The organism is Cupriavidus sp. P-10 (assembly GCF_003402535.2).
GTDB lineage: Bacteria > Pseudomonadota > Gammaproteobacteria > Burkholderiales > Burkholderiaceae > Cupriavidus.
In genome coordinates this window covers 2,712,484-2,732,027 of sequence record NZ_AP025170.1, presented here as the reverse complement: position 1 = coordinate 2,732,027, position 19,544 = coordinate 2,712,484, and the positions used below count along the sequence as shown (strand labels likewise).

General features: G+C 68.9%; 19 protein-coding genes. 4 read left to right on the top strand and 15 right to left on the bottom strand.

Going from position 1 to position 19,544, the window contains the following annotated elements; translation table 11 throughout:
* Complete coding sequence (locus CTP10_RS12590) at positions 1-1,134, top strand: CoA transferase (protein ID WP_116320763.1); 1,134 nt, start codon at positions 1-3, stop codon at positions 1,132-1,134.
* Positions 1,135-1,204: 70 nt separating this feature from the next.
* Positions 1,205-1,582, top strand: a complete 378-nt coding sequence (locus CTP10_RS12585; RefSeq protein WP_116320764.1) for a DUF5594 family protein — start codon at positions 1,205-1,207, stop codon at positions 1,580-1,582.
* 33 nt (positions 1,583-1,615) lie between these two features.
* Here the strand turns inward: CTP10_RS12585 and CTP10_RS12580 are convergent, their stop codons facing one another.
* Complete coding sequence (locus CTP10_RS12580; protein WP_116320916.1) at positions 1,616-2,518, bottom strand: aldose epimerase family protein; 903 nt, start codon at positions 2,516-2,518, stop codon at positions 1,616-1,618.
* Between the two features lie 78 nt (positions 2,519-2,596).
* Positions 2,597-3,811 (bottom strand): polyhydroxyalkanoate depolymerase, encoded by a 1,215-nt coding sequence (locus tag CTP10_RS12575; RefSeq protein ID WP_116320765.1) that lies wholly within the window; start codon positions 3,809-3,811, stop codon positions 2,597-2,599.
* Positions 3,812-4,051: 240 nt separating this feature from the next.
* Between CTP10_RS12575 and CTP10_RS12570 the strand changes: the two genes are divergently transcribed.
* Entirely contained in the window at positions 4,052-4,705 is a 654-nt protein-coding gene (locus CTP10_RS12570) for a glutathione S-transferase family protein (protein WP_116320766.1), read from the top strand.
* Positions 4,706-4,720: 15 nt separating this feature from the next.
* Here the strand turns inward: CTP10_RS12570 and CTP10_RS12565 are convergent, their stop codons facing one another.
* Positions 4,721-6,745: an acetoacetate--CoA ligase gene (locus tag CTP10_RS12565; RefSeq protein ID WP_116320767.1), complete on the bottom strand. Its 2,025-nt coding sequence runs from the start codon at positions 6,743-6,745 to the stop codon at positions 4,721-4,723.
* 120 nt (positions 6,746-6,865) lie between these two features.
* Positions 6,866-8,395, bottom strand: coding sequence for a 4-hydroxy-3-polyprenylbenzoate decarboxylase (gene ubiD, locus CTP10_RS12560; RefSeq protein ID WP_116320917.1), 1,530 nt, complete (start codon positions 8,393-8,395; stop codon positions 6,866-6,868).
* A 671-nt stretch (positions 8,396-9,066) separates the two neighbouring features.
* Here ubiD and CTP10_RS12555 point away from each other — a divergent pair.
* Positions 9,067-10,149 (top strand): lytic transglycosylase domain-containing protein, encoded by a 1,083-nt coding sequence (locus CTP10_RS12555; RefSeq protein ID WP_116320768.1) that lies wholly within the window; start codon positions 9,067-9,069, stop codon positions 10,147-10,149.
* A gap of 72 nt (positions 10,150-10,221) precedes the next feature.
* Here the strand turns inward: CTP10_RS12555 and CTP10_RS12550 are convergent, their stop codons facing one another.
* From CTP10_RS12550 to CTP10_RS41260, 11 genes are all read right to left on the bottom strand, one after another.
* Entirely contained in the window at positions 10,222-11,406 is a 1,185-nt protein-coding gene (locus CTP10_RS12550; RefSeq protein ID WP_116320769.1) for a pyridoxal phosphate-dependent aminotransferase, read from the bottom strand.
* Between the two features lie 122 nt (positions 11,407-11,528).
* Positions 11,529-12,065, bottom strand: coding sequence for a transcription antitermination factor NusB (gene nusB / locus CTP10_RS12545; RefSeq protein WP_116320770.1), 537 nt, complete (start codon positions 12,063-12,065; stop codon positions 11,529-11,531).
* On the bottom strand, positions 12,058-12,555 hold the full coding sequence (gene ribH, locus CTP10_RS12540) for a 6,7-dimethyl-8-ribityllumazine synthase (protein ID WP_029045447.1): 498 nt from the start codon (positions 12,553-12,555) through the stop codon (positions 12,058-12,060). Before ribH ends, nusB begins: the two co-directional genes overlap by 8 nt.
* A gap of 73 nt (positions 12,556-12,628) precedes the next feature.
* The gene (ribBA, locus tag CTP10_RS12535; RefSeq protein WP_116320771.1) at positions 12,629-13,738 is read right to left on the bottom strand and encodes a bifunctional 3,4-dihydroxy-2-butanone-4-phosphate synthase/GTP cyclohydrolase II; all 1,110 of its coding nucleotides are present in this window, start codon (positions 13,736-13,738) and stop codon (positions 12,629-12,631) included.
* A 222-nt stretch (positions 13,739-13,960) separates the two neighbouring features.
* Positions 13,961-14,581, bottom strand: a complete 621-nt coding sequence (locus CTP10_RS12530) for a riboflavin synthase (RefSeq protein WP_116320918.1) — start codon at positions 14,579-14,581, stop codon at positions 13,961-13,963.
* 39 nt (positions 14,582-14,620) lie between these two features.
* The gene (ribD, locus tag CTP10_RS12525) at positions 14,621-15,736 is read right to left on the bottom strand and encodes a bifunctional diaminohydroxyphosphoribosylaminopyrimidine deaminase/5-amino-6-(5-phosphoribosylamino)uracil reductase RibD (RefSeq protein WP_116320772.1); all 1,116 of its coding nucleotides are present in this window, start codon (positions 15,734-15,736) and stop codon (positions 14,621-14,623) included.
* Between the two features lie 70 nt (positions 15,737-15,806).
* Positions 15,807-16,343, bottom strand: coding sequence for a GspH/FimT family pseudopilin (locus tag CTP10_RS12520; protein ID WP_116320773.1), 537 nt, complete (start codon positions 16,341-16,343; stop codon positions 15,807-15,809).
* Between the two features lies 1 nt (position 16,344).
* Positions 16,345-16,779, bottom strand: a complete 435-nt coding sequence (locus CTP10_RS12515; protein WP_116320774.1) for a type IV pilin protein — start codon at positions 16,777-16,779, stop codon at positions 16,345-16,347.
* Positions 16,776-18,602, bottom strand: coding sequence for a PilC/PilY family type IV pilus protein (locus tag CTP10_RS12510; RefSeq protein WP_116320775.1), 1,827 nt, complete (start codon positions 18,600-18,602; stop codon positions 16,776-16,778). The genes CTP10_RS12515 and CTP10_RS12510 overlap by 4 nt, the downstream gene beginning before the upstream one ends.
* Positions 18,599-19,174: a pilus assembly protein gene (locus CTP10_RS12505; RefSeq protein ID WP_116320776.1), complete on the bottom strand. Its 576-nt coding sequence runs from the start codon at positions 19,172-19,174 to the stop codon at positions 18,599-18,601. The genes CTP10_RS12510 and CTP10_RS12505 overlap by 4 nt, the downstream gene beginning before the upstream one ends.
* A complete protein-coding gene (locus CTP10_RS41260) occupies positions 19,168-19,446 on the bottom strand; it encodes a PilW family protein (RefSeq protein WP_442875082.1) in 279 nt (92 codons plus the stop codon). The genes CTP10_RS12505 and CTP10_RS41260 overlap by 7 nt, the downstream gene beginning before the upstream one ends.
* Between the last annotated feature and the right edge of the window lie 98 nt (positions 19,447-19,544).

The window sequence follows — 19,544 nt, the reverse complement described above, 5'->3', positions numbered from 1 at the left end:
ATGACGCTTACCCAACATACCGCCTTTGCACCGCTGTCCGGCATCAGCGTGCTCGACTTCTCGCATGTGATCGCCGGGCCGTTCGCCACGTTCCTGCTGTCGCAGCTGGGCGCGCAGGTCACCAAGGTCGAGCATGCCGGCGGCGGCGACGTGATGCGCCGCGCCGGCCGGGGCCATGCCGCCTTTGTCGCGCTCAATGCAGGCAAGTCGTCGCTGGCGCTGGACCTGTCGGACGAAGCCGGGCGCGAGCACGCACTGGAGCTGGCCAGCCGCTGCGACGTCTTTGTCGACAACCTGCGGCCCGGCGTGCTCGAGCGCTTCGGCCTGGGCTACGAGGCGGTGCGCGCGCGCAATCCGCGCGTGGTCTATTGCAGCATTTCCGGGTTTGGCCGCGGTGCGCCGGACTGGCATGGCCGGCCGGCGTACGACCATGTGGTCCAGGCCGCCACCGGCATGGCCTGGATGGGCGGCAGCGAAGGCGATCCGCCGCTGAAGACGGGCTTCCCGGTGATCGATTCGGCGACCGGCATGCTGGCGGCCCTTGCGATCCTGGCGGGTGTGCGCGAAAGCGAGCGCAGCGGGCACGGCATGCTGCTCGATGTGTCGATGGCAACCGCGGGCATGCAGCTGATGTACCCAATGACTTGCGATGCCATGACCACCGGCTCGGTGCCGGTCCGGCAAGGCAACCAGGGCTACTCGGGCAGCCCGTCGGCGGATTTCTTTCGCACGCAGGACGGCTGGCTTGCCATTGGCGCCAATACGCCGCGGCAGTTGCTGGCGCTGCTGGATGTGCTCGGGCAGGGCGACCTCGCACGGGACCCGGCGCTGTTCGAGGCTCCGCTTGATGCAGGCGCCTTGCCTGCCTTCGTGCGCGCGCGTGACCCGGCCGCGCTGAAGCAGGCGATTGCGCGGGCCGTGGCCGGCAGTACGGCGGCAGCGCTGGAAGCGCGACTCAGCGCGCGCGGCATCCCGGCGGCCCGGCTACGCAACATCGCGGAGTTTGCGGCGGAATCGATGGCGAACGGCAGCCTGCGGCCGGTGACGTTGCAGGAGGGGGAGACCGAGGTGCAGTCGCCGGGGCTGGGCTTCCAGGTGTACCGGTCGTCCGCTGGCGCGCACGGCGGCGTATAGTGGCTGGCAGCGCCGGCGCGCCATACCGGGCAGCCGGCGCCTCCGACTCGCAACGTCAGGACGGCCGACCTTGACCACGGACTTCTACGCCCGCTTTGAAGCGGAATGCTTGCCTCGCATCGTCGACGCCATCGCCAAGCTGCACCGGCGCGTGCAGTTGCATGCCTTGCCTGCCGAGGCGCCGAACCGTCCCCCGAGTCTGCGCATGACGGGCGACGGACCGGCGGAACTGCGGCGCCATGCCTATCCGCTCGATGTCACGCTGGCGTGGGATGGCCTGGAGGTGCAGCGGCTGTTCGCCGCTGGTGGCGAGGCGCGCTTTGCCGGCTACCTGGCGGCACTGCCGGGCAAGCTGCGCGCGTGGCAGGAGCCGCGCGGCATCGATTTTGGCTCGTTGTCGCAGGCGGATCCGGCCATTCTGATCGGCGGGCTGGACTTTGAACACTGAGCGAACACTGAGCCGCCGCCCCGTCGCTTTGCCTCAGGCCGTCACCCGCAGCCGGCACACGGCGCTTTCCGACTGGCCCGGCGCGAGCCAGCGCAGCCCTTGGCCGTGGTGGATCGCATCGGGCAATCCCACCCAAGGTTCCACGCAATAGAAATCAGACTGTTCGCTTTCGGACCACGTCGTCACGGCGTGCCACGGCACGCTGCCGGCAACGTCCAGTTCGAAGGAGATGGTGCGCCCCGGCATGGACAGCATGGCGCCGGCACCGCCGCGGAACACATGGTAGGTGTCCTGCAGGCGCGGGTCGTCGAGCCGGTAGGCGGGCTCGCCCGCATCGCCCGGACCGGGAGTGCCATCGGGCAGCTGGCGCACGCGATCGGCCGGCGGCAAGGCCAGTGTCGACGCGGCGCGCTGCGCGTGCGGCAGCGCAAAGTAGAAGTGGTGGCCGGGATAGCAGGGTAGCGACTGGTCCCCGGTGTTGGTGGTGCGCAGCGTGACCTCCAGCCCGTCGGGCAGCAGCGCGTACACCGCGTCGAACACAAATGCATAGGGGTAGCCCGGCCGTGTCTGCACACTGTCACGCAGCGTCATCGTGACTGACCCGGCTGCATCGATCGCGGTGACGTCGAACGGCAGGTCGCGCGCAAAGCCGTGCTGCGCCAGCGTCCGCAGGGTGCCTTGCCGATCGCGCCACTGCCCGGCGACGCTGTCGACGAAGTGCCGGCCGATAAATGGAAATAGCAGCGGATTGCCGCCGCGTACCTTGGCAGGGCGGCTCCAGTCGGCGTTGTCGGGCCAGTACAGGATGTCCTCGCCGCGATGCACCCAGCGCACCAGGCGGCCGCCGTGTTGCGGAGCGAGCAGCATGAAGTTGTCGGCATCGCCGACGCGGACCAGCGTCTGGCCCTGGAAGTCTTGTGTCGGAAGCAGTGGCATGGTGGTCGAAGGCGCCGCGCCGGCGCGTGCAGCCGCCATGATAAGCCACCGCATCGCAGTGCCCGCGGCGCGCCGGCGTCAGCTACTGGTGTAGATCGTATTGCGCACCAGTGGGTACACCTGTGTCTCCCAGCGCTTGCCGTTGAACACCCCGTAGTGGCCGACCCCGGTCTGCACATGATGCGTGCGCATGTATGGCCGCAGGCTCGGGCAGAGATCCTGCGCGGCCATGGTCTGGCCGATGGCGCAGATGTCGTCGCGCTCGCCCTCTACCGTGAGCAGCGCCGTGTGGCGGATGGCGCTTGTGCACACGCGGCGACCGGCCACGTCGAGCAGGCCCTGCGCCAGCAGGAAGCGCTGGAACACCAGGCTGACGGTTTCCAGGTAGAACTCCGCCGTCAGGTCCATGGTGGCGAAGTATTCGATATAGAAGTCGCGGATGGCGTCGGCCTTGTCATGCTCGCCGCGCTCGCGATAGGCGTAGAGTTCGCGCAGCGCCTGCTCATGGCGCTCCAGGTTCATGTTCATGAAGGCCAGCAGCTGCACATGGCCCGGATAGACGCGCCGCATCGCCCCGGCAAAGCGCAGTGGCACCAGGCTGATCAGTGTGCGCTCGAACCAGTCGATCGGCTGGCTGATGGCCAGTTCGTTGACCTTGGTCGGGTTGACCCGCGCGTCGATCGGGCCGGCCATCAGAGTCAGGCTGGGCGGCTGGGCCGGGTCGCCGTCCTCGGCCATGATCGCCGCCGCCGCCAGTGCGGCCACCGTGGGCTGGCACACCGCCACCACGTGCGTGCCGCCGCCAAGCGCCTGCAGGAAGTGGATCAGGTGCTGCACGAATTCATCGAAGCCGAAGCGTCCGGCCATCAGCGGGATATCGCGCGGGTTGTGCCAGTCGGTGATATAGACGTCGTGGTCGGCCAGCATGGTCTGCGCGGTGCCGCGCAACAGCGTGGCAAAGTGGCCGGACATCGGCGCCACCAGCAGCACGCGCGGCTGGCCGCCGATGCCCTGGCGGCGGAAGTGCAGCAGCGAGCAGAACGGCGTGCGCAGCACCACTTCCTCGGTGACCGGCACCGGTCGGCCTGCAACCATGGCGCTGTCAATGCCGAAGGCCGGACGGTGGTGCGTCAGGCGCCCGAGCGCGATGATCTCGCAGGCGGCCTGCAGCGTGCGTACGGCGTCGAAGCTGGTCGCCCGGGGGTGGGCGGCCAGCGTCGCGGCGGCCAGTTCCGCCAGCGTGCACGCCGGCAGTATCATGTCCGCGTAGGTCTGGTACGCGTGGTACAGCATGGCTGGGCCCTCGTGGTTCTGGTGTTCCCATGCCGCAATATATATGCCATCGGCGCGCGCCTGGCATGCGCTTTGCGCGGTGCCACGCGGAAGGCTGCGGGGGCATGCGTAAAGTTGTGCCGGCTGCGCCTGCCGAACGGCGGGGCACCGCCTCATGATGCGCGCCGGGGCGCTGGCATCAGACTGGTGCCATATGTGCCGCACGAACGCACCGTTCAAGTGCGCCGCTAAGGAGGCGTGATGAGCAAGACCACACTCACCATCAGCAGCAAGACCTATTCGTCATGGTCGCTGCGCGGCTGGCTGCTGGCCCGCTTTGCCGGCCTGGAGTTCGAGGAAGTGCTGGTCCCGCCGGACGATGCCGCCGCGCGCGCCGAAATCCTGCTGCTGTCGCCGTCGATCCTGGTGCCTTGCCTGCGCCATCAGGGCGTCACGGTATGGGACACGCTGGCCATCGCCGAATACCTGAACGAGATCCGCCCCAAGGCCGGCCTGCTGCCCGAGGACCGCGCAGCGCGCGCGCATTGCCGCGCCATCTGTGGCGAGATGCATTCCGGGTTTGCGGCGATGCGCTCGGCGCTGCCGATGAACCTGAAGGGGAATTTCCCGGGGATGAAGGTGTGGTCGCGCGCCCAGGCGGACATCGACCGCATCACCGCCATCTGGACCGAGTGCCTGACGCGCTACGGTGGCCCCTACCTGTTCGGCACGCGCACCATGGCCGACGCCATGTACGCGCCGGTGGTGACGCGCTTCGTCACCTACGGCGTGATGCTCGACCCGGAACCGGTCGCCTACTGCAAGCAGATCCTGGCGATGCCGGAACTGCAGGAGTGGATCACGGCGGCGCGCGCGGAACCCGACGAGATCAGCGAGCTGGACGTCGAGTTCTAGCGGCCGCCGCCGCGCCTATGCCGTGGCGGACTCGGCTTGCCGCGCCTGCAGGAAACGCGCGGCGTAGTCGAAGTACCAGTCCAGCGTATCCGGGTTGGCCATGGCATCGCGGTTGGCGATGCTGGCGGGCGCATGGCCCAGCAGCAGCTTCTTGACCGGTACTTCCATCTTCTTGCCCGACAGCGTGCGCGGCACGCCCGGCACCTGCACGATCTCGTTGGGCACGTGGCGCGACGACAGGGCCTCGCGGATGCGTGCGCGCAGGGTGTCGCGCAAGGTCTCGTCCAGCACCAGCCCTTCGCGCAGCACCACGAACAGCGGCATGTATGACTCCCGGCCCAGGTATTCCAGGTCGACCACCATGCTGTCGAGCACTTCCGGCAGGTCTTCCACCACGCGGTACAGCTCGCTGGTGCCCATGCGGATGCCGTGGCGGTTGATGGTGGCGTCCGAGCGCCCGTAAATCACCGCGCCGCCGCGCGGCGTGATCCTGATCCAGTCGCCATGCCGCCAAACGCCGGGATAGGTGTCGAAATAGCTGTCGCGGTAGCGCTTACCATCGGCATCGCCCCACAGGTACAGCGGCATCGACGGCATCGGCTCGGTGCAGACCAGTTCGCCGACCTGGTCGAGCAGCGGCTGGCCGTTGTCGTCGAACGCCTCCACCCTGGCGCCGAGGCAGCGGCACTGCATCTCGCCCGAATAGACCGGCAGCAGCGGGCAACCCGCCACGAACGAGCCGGCAAAGTCGGTGCCGCCCGACATCGGCACCAGCCAGATGTCTTCGCGCACGTGGCGGTAGATCCAGTCGTAGGCCTCGACCGGCAGCGGCGAGCCGGTCGAGCCCAGCCCGCGCAGCCGCGACAGGTCGGCGATCCGTGCCGGCTCGATGCCCGCCTTCATGCAACTGGTGAAGAATGCCGCGCCGGCGCCGAACATGGTCACGCCGGCATCGTCGACAAAGCGCCACAGCACGCCGGCGTCGGGCCAGGCCGGGTTGCCGTCGTAGAGCGCGATGGTGGTGCCGAGCAGCAGGCCCGCCACCTGCGCGTTCCACATGATCCAGCCGCTGCTGCTGTACCAGTGGAAGACGTCGTCCGGGCCGAGGTTGTTGTGGAACGCCATCAGCTTGAGTTGCTCGATGACGATGCCGCCGTGGCCATGCACGATCGGCTTGGGCATGCCGGTGGTGCCGGAGGAATAGACGATCCACAGCGGATGGTCGAACGGCACCGGTTCGATTGCCAGCGGGACGTCGTGGGCGAGCACGTCAGGCCATGCGTGGGTGCGTATGCCGGGAAGCGCTGGCACATTGCCGTCCACCTGCGGCACCAGCACCAGGTCGGTCAGCGAGGGCAGGGCGGCGACCAGGTCCGCCACCACTGCGCCGCGCGGGTAGACCTTGCCGCCGTAGCGGTAGCCGTTGACGGCGATCAGCACCTTCGGCTCGATCTGGCGGAAGCGGTCGATCACCGCCACCTGCCCCATGTCGGGCGCGCAGCCGGACCACACCGCGCCCAGGCTGGCGGTGGCCAGGAAGGCGATGATGGTGGCGGGGATATTGGGAAGGTAGCCGGCGACGCGGTCTCCACGCCGCACGCCCATCTGGCGCAGCGCGTGCGCCAGCGAGGCGACTTGCGCTTCGAGCGCGGCCCAGCTGAGATCCGCCAGCGGCTGCGCTTCGCCGGCGTAACGGATGGCGGTGCGCTCGCGGGCCGCGCCGGAGCCGGCGTGGCGGAACACCTGCTGCACGTAGTTCAGCGTGGCGCCGTCGAACCAGCGCGCGCCCGGCATGGTGCGCTTGTCCAGCACCTGCGCCGCGGGCGTGTCGAAGCGGACGTCGAAGTAGGCGCGCACCGCGTCCCAGAAGGCCTCCAGCTCGGTGACCGACCACTGCCACAGGCTGTCGTAGTCGTCAAAGGCGAGGCCGCGCTCGGCGCGCAGCCAGCGCAGGAAGGCGGCGATCTGGCTGCTGTCGCGGAACGCCCCGGACGGCATCCACATCAGGTTCCCTTCGGCGAGAGGGGCGGTGCTGCGCATGTCTCCTCCTTGCGCCCGTCTGTCGCGGGCATCGGATGGTGGCGATGGAGATCCCGGGCGCCTGTGGCGGCACCCGGGCATCAGCGTGACATGATAGCCGGGGATGGAGCCGGTTGCCGGTCAGGTGCCCGCGGACCGGTCGAACAGGCTTTCCCACATGGTGTCCACCCTGGCCTTCACCGCCGCATCCATGGCAATCGGCGTGCCCCATTCGCGCGTGGTCTCGCCGGGCCACTTGTCGGTGGCGTCGATACCCATCTTGGAACCCAGGCCGGACACCGGCGAGGCGAAGTCGAGGTAGTCGATCGGCGTGTTGTCGACCAGCACCGTGTCGCGGCTGGGGTCGACGCGCGTGGTGATGGCCCAGATCACTTCCTTCCAGTCGCGCACGTCGATGTCGTCGTCGACCACGACGATGAACTTCGTATACATGAACTGGCGCAGGAAGCTCCAGACGCCGAACATCACGCGCTTGGCATGGCCGGCGTACTGCTTCTTCATCCGCACCAGCGCCATGCGGTAGCTGCAGCCTTCCGGCGGCAGGTAGAAGTCGGTGATCTCGGGGAACTGCTTCTGCAGCAGCGGCACGAACACCTCGTTCAGCGCCACGCCCAGCACGGCGGGCTCGTCGGGCGGCTTGCCGGTGTAGGTGGAGTGGTAGATCGGGTCGCGCCGCATGGTGATGCGGTCGATCGTGAACACCGGGAACCAGTCCTGCTCGTTGTAGTAGCCGGTGTGGTCGCCGAACGGGCCTTCCAGCGCATGCTGGTAGCCGGACGGGTGGTTGGGGTCGGGCTGGATATGGCCTTCCAGCACGATCTCGGCCGACGCGGGCACGCTCAGTTCGGACAGGGTCGGCGTGACGCAGCCGGCCAGCGCGGTGCGGCTGCCGCGCAGCAGGCCGGCGAACTGGTACTCGGACAGCGTATCGGGCACCGGCGTCACCGCGCCCAGGATGGTGGCGGGGTCGGCGCCCAGCGCCACGGCGATCGGGAACGGCTTGCCAGGGTTGGCCAGCGCATGCTCGCGGAAGTCGAGCGCGCCGCCGCGGTGCGCCAGCCAGCGCATGATGACCTGGTTGCGGCCGATCACCTGCTGGCGGTAGATGCCCAGGTTCTGGCGCTTCTTGTGCGGGCCCTTGGTGACGACCAGGCCCCAGGTGATCAGCGGCGCGGCGTCGCCGGGCCAGCAGGTCTGGATCGGCAGGCGCGCAAGGTCGACGTCATTGCCTTCCCAAACCACCTCCTGGCAGGCCGGGCTGCTGACGCGCTTTGGTGCCATATCCCACACAGATTTGGCGAGCGTGAAAAGCTTGCCGGCTTCGCGCAGTCCGCGCGGCGGCTCAGGTTCCTTCAGGGCTGACAGGACGCGGCCGATGTCGCGCAGGTCTTCCATCGATTCGGCGCCCATGCCGAGCGCGACCCTGTGTGTCGTGCCGAACAGATTGGCCAGTACCGGGACGCTATAGATACCGTCACCGGCGCGCGCGCCGGCGGGCCGCTCGAATAGTACCGCGGGGCCGCCGTCACGCAGCAGCCGGTCGCAGACCTCGGTCATTTCCAGGTTGGGCGAAACCGGACGATTGATGCGGCGCAACTCGCCCATGTTCTCGAGCTGGCCGATGAAGTCGCGCAAGTCTTTGTATTGCATAGTGAATTCGGTTGTGGCGCAGGCCGTGTGCGGCCGACGCAAGACGGCATCCAAGTCGGTGACGATACACATAGACCGGCGCCGCAGCAAAAAAATAAGCGAATCAGGGTGGGGCAAATTGTAAGTTTTTTGTCGCTGCAAGCGCAGCGCCAAGGACGGCGAACTCAGGCGTGGCCTACGTTTGCGGGCCAACGAGTGACGCCGGCACGACAAGATTAGCCTTGTTACAAATAACTAAAAGTAGTGTGAATCGTTATTCTTATTCTTGACGAGGTATAACACCGTTCCTACAATCCGGTCTTGCTGATGGAGTGTTGCGTCGCAACATAGATTTCACCCTTGTGTCAAGGGGTGCACATAGAAAAAGTGCAGGGGGATCGCACGATTCGCTCCAGTCAGATCGAACAGACCGAGGTTACCGGCCCGATGCAAAGCGGGCCGAGGCGGTTGCCTCCGGCAGGGAGCCGGAGCGTTTTGCGGTTGTCGAGATTAGTCGTGGCAGGGTGGGCTCCCCCAGAGTCGACCCTGTTTCCAGTTGGGCGCATGGGGAGCGCCTGCCAACAGATGCTTGGCTGTCACTGCTAGACGGCGCGGCATCCTTACTTGAGTACGTTGAGATCGGGCGTATGCCGCAGTCTGGCATGCGAAGCGGGCAACGGATGGAGGTAAGCATGAGCGGTTGGAAAACCCTTCATCTTCCCGGCATCGGGCGCGCCTTGCAGGTTCGCCTCCGACAGCCGGTACCCGGAGTGAGTCGGGCATTGCAGGTCCGTCTCGCGCATCCGGTCGCGGGCCGCGCGTTGCGCGGTGGCCGCACAACGCTGAAGTACGCGCTGAACAGTCTTGGCGTGGTAGCGGTCGTCTCGGCCGTGTCGCTGTGGCTGAGCCAGGAATGGCGCACCACGCTGGCGGCACTGCTGGCTGGCGACGAAGCACCGTCGGTGCTGGTCAGCGCCGCCATGCCGGCCAAGGTAGCGGCCAAGGAAGCCGCGCCGGCCATGGCCAGCACAGCCGTGCCGGCGCTGTCGGCCGACGCCGCGGCTGCTCGTCTGGCACGCGGCAAGGGCGGCCTGCCGACGGTTTCGGGCGTGGACGAATATGGCCTGGCGGCGAATGCCAAGGTGCCTTCGGTGGCGCACCTGGCCGAGCGCATCCCGGTCACGCGCGTGGCGGCGGACGCCCGCAGCACTGCCACGCTCGGCACCGCGCGCGAGCAGGCGGCCGTGGCCGAATACATCGCCCGCAAGTACCGCGTGGCGGCGCAGGCCACCGCGCAACTGGTCAAGGCAGCCTACCTGACCGGCCGTGAGGTCGGCATCGACCCGCTGCTGATCCTGGGCGTGATCGCGATCGAGTCCAGCTTCAACCCGTACGCCGAGAGCGGCGTGGGCGCGCAGGGCCTGATGCAGGTCATGACCAAGGTCCACCAGGACAAGTACGAGGCCGTGGGCGGCGTCGCCGCGGCGCTGAACCCGTACGCCAACATCAAGATCGGCGCGCTGGTGCTGAAGGACTGCATCGCCCGCGCCGGCTCGATCGAGGGTGGCCTGAAGTACTACGTCGGCGCCACCACGGCGACCGATGGCGGCTACGGCGCCAAGGTGCTGGCCGAGCGTGCCCGCCTGCGCCAGCTGCTCGGCGTGCGCGCGGCGCCGGCCGACAATGGCAAGGCGGGTGGCAGCGGCAAGGCACCGGCCGAGCATGCCGCGCCGACCGAGAAGCTGGAAGCCAGCAACGGCTCGAACAACGCCTGAGGCCTGCAACTGGCCCTCAATCGAAAAAGCACCCCGCGGGGTGCTTTTTCTTTTTCCGCGGCCGCTATCGACTCAGCCGCGGAACAGCTTCGCCAGCCGCGCCATCGCCTCTTCGATGTTCTCGCGCGAAGTCGCATACGAGATGCGGATGTAGTCGCTGGCGGTATGCGGCCCGAAATCCTGCCCCGGCACCATCACCACGCCCGCATCGTGCAGCATCGCCTGCGTCAGCCGGTCGGCGTCGCCGGCGGCCGGGTGGTTGACGCCGCGGCAGTCGGCATAGACGTAGAAGGCGCCGTCCGGGCGTACCGGCACGCGCAGGCCCAGTGATTCCAGCGCCGGCACGATCAGGTCGCGGCGGCGGCGGAACTCGGCCTTGCGTTCGTCGTAGATCGCCAGCGCCTCGGGGGTGAAGCAGGCGAGCGCCGCATACTGCGCCACGGCGGAGGCGCAGATAAAGAGGTTCTGGGCGACCTTCTCGAATGCCTCGACCAGTGCATCCGGCACCACCAGCCAACCCAGCCGCCAGCCGGTCATGTTGAAGTACTTGGAGAAGCTGTTCACCGTGACCACGTTGTCGTCCAGGCCCAGCGCCGAAACCGGCGCCGCGTCGTACGACAGGCCCTGGTAGATCTCGTCGACGATGGCAAAGCCGTTGCGCGCGCGCACCGCCCGCAGAATGCGGTCGAGCTCGTCGGGCAGGATCGAGGTGCCGGTCGGATTGGAGGGCGTGGCCAGCAGCACGCCACGGGTCTGCTCGCTCCAGTTGGCCTCGACCTGCGCGGCGGTGAGCTGGAAGCGCTCGGCCGGGCCGCTCGGGATCATGCGTGCCGCGCCGTCGAAGGCGGCAACAAAGTGCCGGTTGCACGGGTAGCTGGGATCTGGCATCAGCACTTCGGCGCCGATCTCGACCAGCACCGAGCACGCCAGCAGCAGCGCTCCGGAAGCGCCAGCCGTGACGATGACGCGGCGCGCCGGGATGTCCAGGCCGTAGGCCGTCTTGTAATAGCCGGCGATGGCCTCGCGCAGCGGATGGATGCCAAGCGCACCGGTGTATTGCGTGACGCCGCGGCGCATTGCCGCCTCGGCCGCGCGCACCACCGGCTCGGCGGCAGTAAAGTCCGGTTCGCCGATGCCCATGTGCACGATGTGGCGGCCGGCGCGCTCGAGCTGGGCGGCCTGCTTGGCCAGTTCCATGACGTGGAAGGCATTGATGTTGGCGACGCGGGCGGCGGTGGCAAGACGTTGCATGTCCATGGCGATCGGAAAGAGGCGGGCAAGGGCCCGTTCAGCAAAAAGAATAGGTAAGAACGAAAACACCCGCCGCGGCGGGTGTTTCGTCAGGTCCTGGCCGGCGCGGGCGCCAGACGGGCGACCGCTCAGCGGCGCGCCGCGACCTCGGCCGCGCGCACCTGGGCGGCAAGCTTGTCCAGCACGCCGTTGACGTACTTGTAGCCTTCGACGCCGCCGAAGGTCTTGGTCAGCTCGACCGCTTCGTTGATCACGACCTTGTACGGGATGTCGATGCAGTGCACCAGTTCGTAGCTGCCGACCAGCAGGGCGGCGCGCTCCACCGGCGACAGCTCGTCCACGGTGCGGTCCAGGAACGGCTCGAACGCGGCGGTCAGGCGGGCCTCCTCGCGGACGGCGCCGTTGAGCAGCGCGTCGAAATGTTCGCGGTCGGCCTTGTTGAAGCCTTGCGCGTCATGCAGATGGGCCTGGATTGCACCAATGTCGTTGCGGTTCAGCAGCCATTGGTACAGGCCCTGCAATGCCAGCTCGCGCGAGCGGCGGCGCGCGCTCTTGGGCGGCGCCTTGGCTTCGGTGCGGGCCGCGGGCTTGTTGCCGGCGGGGCCGGCGGGCTTGCCGCCGTCATTGCCGCCCGTATTCTCGGGGGCGTTGGACGTATCACTCATCATCGTCCTCATCGTCTTCCTGGCCACGCAGCGAGTCGAGCGCGTCGACCAGGTTGGCCATCTCCACCGCGGCGCGGGCGCAGTCGCGGCCCTTCTCGCGGGTGCGGGCATGGGCCTGTTCATCAGTATCGACGGTCAGGATGCCGTTGGCGACCGGCACGTTGAAATCCAGGCCGACGCGGGTGATGCCGGCGCCGGATTCGTTCGAGACCAGCTCGAAATGGTAGGTCTCGCCGCGTACCACGGCGCCCAGCGCGACCAGCGCGTCGAACTGGCCGCTCTCGGCCATCTTCTGCAGTGCCAGCGGCACTTCCAGCGCGCCCGGGACGGTCACTACCAGGGTGTCCTCGCCTTCGACGCCGAGCTTTTCCAGCTCGGCCACGCAGGCTTCGAGCAGTTCGGCGCAGACCGGCTCGTTGAAGCGTGCCTGCACGATGCCGATACGCAGGCCTTCACCGTCGAGGTTGCTGGGGTAGAAGCCGTGATCCATTGTTCAGTTCTCCAGTTTTCGGGGCGTCCGCGGCGGCATGGCGCCGCGGACGGGGTATTGGGGGTAGGAAGGCTCAGTCGTCCTTGCCCTGCATGGGCTGATAACCGGTCACTTCCAGGTCGAAGCCGGTCATGCTGGGCATGCGTTGCCTGGCGGCCAGCACGCGCATCTTGCCCACGCCGACGTCCTTCAGGATCTGCGCGCCCATGCCGTAGGTGCGCAGGTCCGGCTTGCGGCGGGGGCGGCTCTGCGGTGCGTCGAGCGCGGTGAACTGTGTGAACAGCTGCTCGACGGTGTCGCCGCAGTTCAGCAGCACGATCACGCCGCTGTCGGCCTGGTCGATGGCCTGCATCGCCGCCGGGATGCTCCATGAGTGCGTCGTGGACTTCACTTCCAGCAGGTCCAGCACCGAGAAGGGCTCGTGCACGCGCACCAGCGTTTCCTTGTCCGGCGAGGGCGTGCCGCGTACCAGCGCCAGGTGGGCCTGGCCGGTAGGCTTGTCGCGGTAGGCGATGCTGTGGAAGGTGCCATACGGCGTCTGCATGGCGCGCTCGCCGACGCGCTCGATGATGCTCTCGGTGCGGCTGCGGTAGTGGATCAGGTCGGCGATGGTGCCGATCTTCAGGTCGTGCTCCTGCGCGAATTCGATCAGGTCGGGCAGTCGCGCCATGGTGCCGTCGTCCTTCATGATCTCGCAGATCACGGCGGCGGGCGTCAGGCCGGCCAGGGCACCCAGGTCGCAACCGGCCTCGGTATGGCCGGCGCGGATCAGCACGCCGCCGGGCTGGGCCGTCAGCGGGAAAATGTGGCCGGGCTGGACCAGATCGGCGGGCTTGGCCTCGCGGGCGACCGCTGCCTGCACGGTGCGGGCGCGGTCGGCTGCCGAGATACCGGTGGTCACGCCTTCGGCGGCCTCGATCGACACCGTGAAGTTGGTGCCGTGCTGGGTGCCATTGCGGGTGACCATGGGGTGCAGGTCCAGCTGGCGGCAGCGCTCGGCGGTCAGCGTCAGGCAGATCAGGCCGCGCCCGTGCTTGGCCATGAAGTTGATCGCTTCCGGAGTGACGAAGTCGGCAGCCAGCACCAGGTCGCCTTCATTCTCGCGGTCTTCTTCGTCGACAAGGATGACCATGCGGCCGGCACGGATGTCGGCAATGATGTCTTCAGTACGGGCGATTGTCATGGCGTGCAGGACGGCAAATTGAGGCGAAACGAGCGAAATGCCGCGAATAAGGCGGACGGGAACGGTGGCCGCGTCGGAAGGCGGCCGGACTGAGGCGGGGCGTCGGGCCAACCGGCCCTGGCATATACGCCCGGCAGGATGCCCAGTCAAGCCCGCTATTGTACGCCAAGGCAGGCGGCGCGGGCGGCCGCGGCGCGGGAAAGTGCGGCGGCCGGTCGGGACTTACCTGACCGCGTCAGTGGTCGACAGCATCCGCTCCACGTAGCGGGCGATCAGGTCGATTTCCAGGTTCACCCGGGCGCCGGGCTTGAGCTCCTGCAGCGTGGTGACCTCGACCGTGTGCGGGATCAGGTTGATCGAGAACACGCAGCCGTCGGCTTCGTCGCTGACACGGTTGACCGTCAGCGAGACGCCGTTGACCACCACCGAGCCCTTGTAGGCCAGGTAGCGGGCCAGCTCGCGCGGAGCGCGGATGCGCAGCTCATGCGATTCGCCGACGGGCGCGAAATGCACCACTTCGCCCAGCCCGTCGACGTGCCCGGAGACCAGGTGCCCGCCGAGCCGGTCGGCCAGGCGCAGCGCCTTTTCCAGGTTGACGCGGCCGGCGCGCTCCAGGCCGACGGTCTTGTCGAGCGACTCGCGCGAGACCTCGACGTCGAAGCTGTCCGCGCCCATGGCGATCACCGTCATGCAGGCGCCCTGGATCGCGATGCTGTCGCCGATGATCACATCGGACAGGTCCAGGCCGCCGGCGGCGATATGCAGGCGCACGCCGGCATCGGCGGCGCCCAGCGGGGTTACGTCTTCAATGCGGCCGACGGCCGCGACAATGCCAGTGAACATGGTGGTGTCTTCTGTCTTGGTCAATCTTGGATGGGCGGGTCAGGCGTCGTTGCGGCGCGCGATCAGCCGCAGGTCGTCGCCGATTTGCCGGATTTCGTGCCAGCGGAACTGCGCGGCATCCTGCAGCCGCGCCAGCGGCGGCAGGTTGAACATGCCCTGCGCGTCGCCGAGCAGCTTGGGTGCGAGGTAAATCAGCAGCTCGTCGGCGCAGTGCTCGCGCACCAGCGAGCCATTGAGCTTGAAGCCCGCTTCGACGTGCAGCTCGTTGATGCCGCGCCGGCCCAGTTCCTGCAGCATCCGGGGCAGCTCGACCTTGCCGTGGGGGTTGGGCAGCACCACCACTTCGGCGCCGCGCGCTTCCAGCGCCCGCTGGCGTTCGCGGTCCTCCACCGCGCAGAACACCAGCGCCGGCTTGGCAAACTCGCCTGCGTCCGGGGTCAGGATCTTTGCATCGAGCGGCACTTCCAGCCGCGAATCGACCAGCACCCGCTGCGGCTGCCGCGGGGTGGCGAGCGCGCGCACGGTCAGGGCCGGGTCGTCGTCGCGGACGGTGCCGATGCCGGTCAGGATCGCGCAGGCGCGCGCGCGCCAGGCATGGCCGTCGTCGCGCGCGGCCTGGCCGGTGATCCACTGGCTGGTGCCGTCATGCAGCGCGGTGCCGCCGTCCATCGACGCAGCCACCTTGACGCGCACCCACGGCAGCCCGCGCGTCATGCGCGACACGAAGCCGATGTTGAGGTCGCGCGCTTCCTTTTCCAGCAGGCCGCAGCGCACGTCGACGCCGGCATCGCGCAGCCGCTGCAGGCCGCGCCCGGATACCGACGGATTGGGGTCTTCCATTGCCGCCACCACCCGCGACACACCGCCGCGCACCAGCGCATCGGCGCATGGCGGCGTGCGCCCGAAGTGGCTGCACGGTTCCAGCGTGACGTAGGCAGTGGCGCCGGCGGGGTCCAGCCCGCGCGCCAGCGCGTCTTTCATCGCCTGGATTTCGGCATGGTCCTGTCCAGCTGGCTGGGTGAAACCCTGGCCGATGACCTGGCCGTCCTTGACCAGCACGCAGCCGACGCGCGGATTTGGCGTGGTGGTGAACATGCCCCGCGCGGCGAGCGCGAGGGCCTGTTGCATGGCGGCGTGGTCGGTATCGGAAAACATGGCGCCTGTAGCTCTTGGCCGGTTTGCTGTGGATGGGAGGAAAGCTGAAAGTCTGTCCGGGGTTCCAGGGTTACGGCGGCTCGGGGCCGTCGGCCGCGTCGCAGTCGCTGTCGCGACCTGGCGTGCAGAGCCGGATGCGGCCCTGGGCGCCAAGGCGCACCTGGCGCTGCGCGCCGCGGCAGCTGAGCGCGAAGGTGGCGGCCTGGAAGCCGCCTTGTTCAGACCGAGAGTATCCCACAGCTGTGAATCGCACCGTATGGCTCTCGCGGCCGGTCTGCCGCAGCGCCACGCGCAGGCAAGGCGTGCCCGGCTCGACCACCGCCAGGGGCGTCGTGCCAGGGCCGGTTCCAGCCACCAGTTGCCAGCCGCGGTCGAGACCGGGCTGCCCGTCAAGTGGTTGTAACATCACCTCGATGCGGCGCGCCATGGCGGTGGAGCGCCCCAGCGCCAGCGACGCGGCAAGCCGGTCGGCGGCCTGCTCCACCGCCTGGCGCGCCAGCAGTTCGCTGAAGGATGGCCAGGCCGTGGCAACCAGCACCGACAGGATGGCCAGGCAGGCCAGCAGTTCGGCCAGGCTCAGGCCGGTGCAGCGGGAAGCTGGGCGCATTTCAGCATTCGGCCGGCAGCGGGCCGGGCCGGTCCGCGTTGTCTGGCCAGGACAACCACTGGCCGGTGCTGCGCAGGATCAGCACGCCGCACTGCCGGTCGGGCTGACGCGGCGTCGCGCGCAGCTCCACGCAGGTATCCAGGCTTGCCGTCGGGCAGGCCGTCGCCCAAATGACGTGGCGTGCTTGCCCGGCGGGGGGCACCGGGCGCGGCCAGTCGCCGGCAACGGTGTCGTCTCCGGGCTGCCCGGCAAAGCTCATGGCCTGCGCCGCGTGCCGTTCGAGCTCAAGCAAGGCGGCAGCCAGTTCCGCGCGTGCCTGGGCGCGCCAGCCGCGCCGGAGATGCTCGTGCCAGGCGGGTACGGCAAGGGAGGCCAAGAGGGCGGCGATCACCACCACGACCATCAGCTCGATCAGGGAAAAGCCGCTGGATCTCATGGTGCGGTCTCCTTCGCCGGCCCGGCGAGTTCGCGCCATGACAGGCGGCCGGTGCGCCGGCTTGCCACCACCTGTGCCAGGCGCGTGGCGGCGCCGTCCTTCAACGTCCATAGCGCCAGCGCGTAGACCTCGCGGCCGGCGCTGCCGGCCTGGGGCGTTATCCCAGGCAGGGCTTCACGGGTGAGGGTCGGTGCGCTTGCGTCGGCGGTGCCGCTGACTAGCCCCGTGACAAAGGGAAGCACCGGCGCGCCGTCCGCCTTGCGGCCGGCCGACTCGCCACTGGCAGCCAGTACCAGGTAGGTCCGTTGCCGGCCATCCGGTAGCCGTGTCACGAAGACAAGGTAGCCGGGCGAGGCCAGGCTGACGTGCTCGACCTGTTCGCCGGCATCGGGCAGGACAAGGTGCCACCCCAACGTTTGTGCCGCCGGACGCTGGCCCGGCGCGGCCTGCAGGACAAAACCCTCGCCCTGTGCCCGCGCTTCGATACTGGCAGGCTGGCCGGCGGATTGGGTGCCATCCGCCACGGCAGCCAATTCGTTGCCGGCCCCATAGACGACGAGCGGTTGCGCAGGCGTGCCGATCACCACTGGCGGCGCGGGCTCTGCCACGCCGGGCCCGCTGCGCAAGCGGTGCAGGCACGTGGCTGGCGGCGCAGGTTGCCGCAGGACATCGCTCAGCGCAAAACGCCATAGCTGGCCCGCCTCATCGGTGGCGTAGGCGGCGAGCGCCGTGCCGTCAAACGCCGTGGCCACCGTCACGGCGCGCAGCGCGGCCGTGGATAACCCGCCGTCGCAGCCTTGTGCGGCGACGCGCAACACACGCCGCGGCGCCGCGGCCGTGTCGAGTGGCAACAGCGCGAGCCCGGGCTCCGCAGGCGGCGCCAGCAGTGTGACGGCATGCCAGCGTTGCGCATGGCCGTCGCCCAGCGCGGCTGTGCGAACCGGGCCGATGCCGGCAAGCGGCAATGCTGGCGTGGCTGCGTGTTCCCATAGCAACCGCAATGGCAGCGCGGCCTCTGGTTCGGTGATGTCGAGTGCAAACACGCCGGCGATGTCCTCCGGTCCGCCGCGGAACGCGCACAGCAGCAGCGTGCGCCAGGCACCGTCGACCACGGCGTCGGTGCTTTCCGGGCGGGGGCAAGGATTGGGCGCGACTGGTGCCTTGGGATCGGCCATGGCCGCGGCAAGCGGCAGCAGCGTGCGCGGCAGGTAGACGGCACGCTCCTCGCCGGAGATGGCATCGAAGCCGTGCAGCTGGCCGTCGACGGTGCCGATCCACGCCATGTGTGGCCGCTGGGCATGGCGCTCGCGAAATTGCGCATGGCCCGGCTGCCCTGTCTGCCCCGGGCGCCATATGGGCGGTGCGACCACCAGCACGCGCGCGCCGCGCGCGCTGGCCAGCCGCGTATCGCGCGGGCGCAGCGCGGGACTGGCGTTGTCGCCGCGCAGCCAGGCCAGTTGCCGGGCGTCGAGGCGCTCGCGCATGGACTCGTCCAGGTCGGGCCACTGAAGCGCCGCCAGCCGCTCCGGCTGCGGCATGGCGGCCTGCAGCGAGGTGTAGATCCTGCGCGATGCGGGTTGCCTGGCATCCAGCAAGGCCCCCGCTTCCCACAGGCCCGACAGCGGCTGGCGATCATTGTCAGTTGCTGCCAGCGAAGCCTGCCATCCGACCGCGCGCAACCGCCCAGTCCACGGCCTGGCGCCCGGTTCGATCAGGTAGGCGAGCGGGAGGCGGCCTGCAGGGCTGTCATTGCCGGCTGGCGTCGCGAGCGCGGGAATCAGTGCAAGCACGCAGGCAAGCAGGAAGGCGGCGCGTGCGTTCATGGCTGCACGATGCTCTGCACGACGGCCCGTACCGCGGGCGAGCGGCCGAAGCCGACGGCGGTGACGCGCAGCCGCGGCAAGGCTGGCCGGCCTTCGTCGATCACGGGGCCGTCGTCAAGCAGCTCGGCAACGTAACGCGGCGCCGTGTGCGAGCCTGCAAAGGCTTCCGGCAGGAAAGCTTCCGACACGCCGGCAAAGCTGCCCACCGGCACGCCAATCGCCAGGTCCGTTGCCGAGCCATGCAGCCACGGCTGCCATACCGGCGTTCGTGCCTGCGCAGTGTTGCACAGCGCTGCCTGCGCGCCGCGGCCGCATTCGCCGGCGGCGGGCCACTGGCCGAAGCGGTCGCCACTTCCGCCCGCGGCGGCGAGCAGTTCGGCCTCCGCCGCGAACAGCGCCGCTTCGGCAGCCCGGAACGCGATCTCGCGATCGCGGCCGGCAACCGCCAGCTGCCGGCCTGCCAACAGCATCTGCAGCATTGCCGCCGCGGTGGCGGACACCAGCAGCAGCATCGTCGCCGCGAACAGCAGCGTGATGCCGCCGCGTTGCGTCATCGCGTGGCGCCTCAACATAGCGTCTCCTCGCAGCGCGCGGCATTGCGCAAGCGGACCGTCGTGGCGAACACGCGACGGTTGGCGCGGTGCGTGTCGACCGGCGCGGCCTGCAGGTCGGCCAAGGCATCGTCGGCGCGCGCCAGCCCGGCAGCGTCGCGGGCAGAACCGCGCTGCTCGCCCTGCAGTGCAAGCGCGACCTGCACCGCCAGCACGCGGTGCCATGCATGCGCTCCCATTGCCTGGACCCGTGCGGCAGGCAGGTACACGTCGGGCTGCCGGTCGCCATCCATGTCGACCCGTAGCGCAGTTGCAGCGATGCCACGCCACGGACCAATGCGCCGGAAGTCCAGCCGTGCCCGTCGACCTGGCCATTGCCACGGGACGGGTA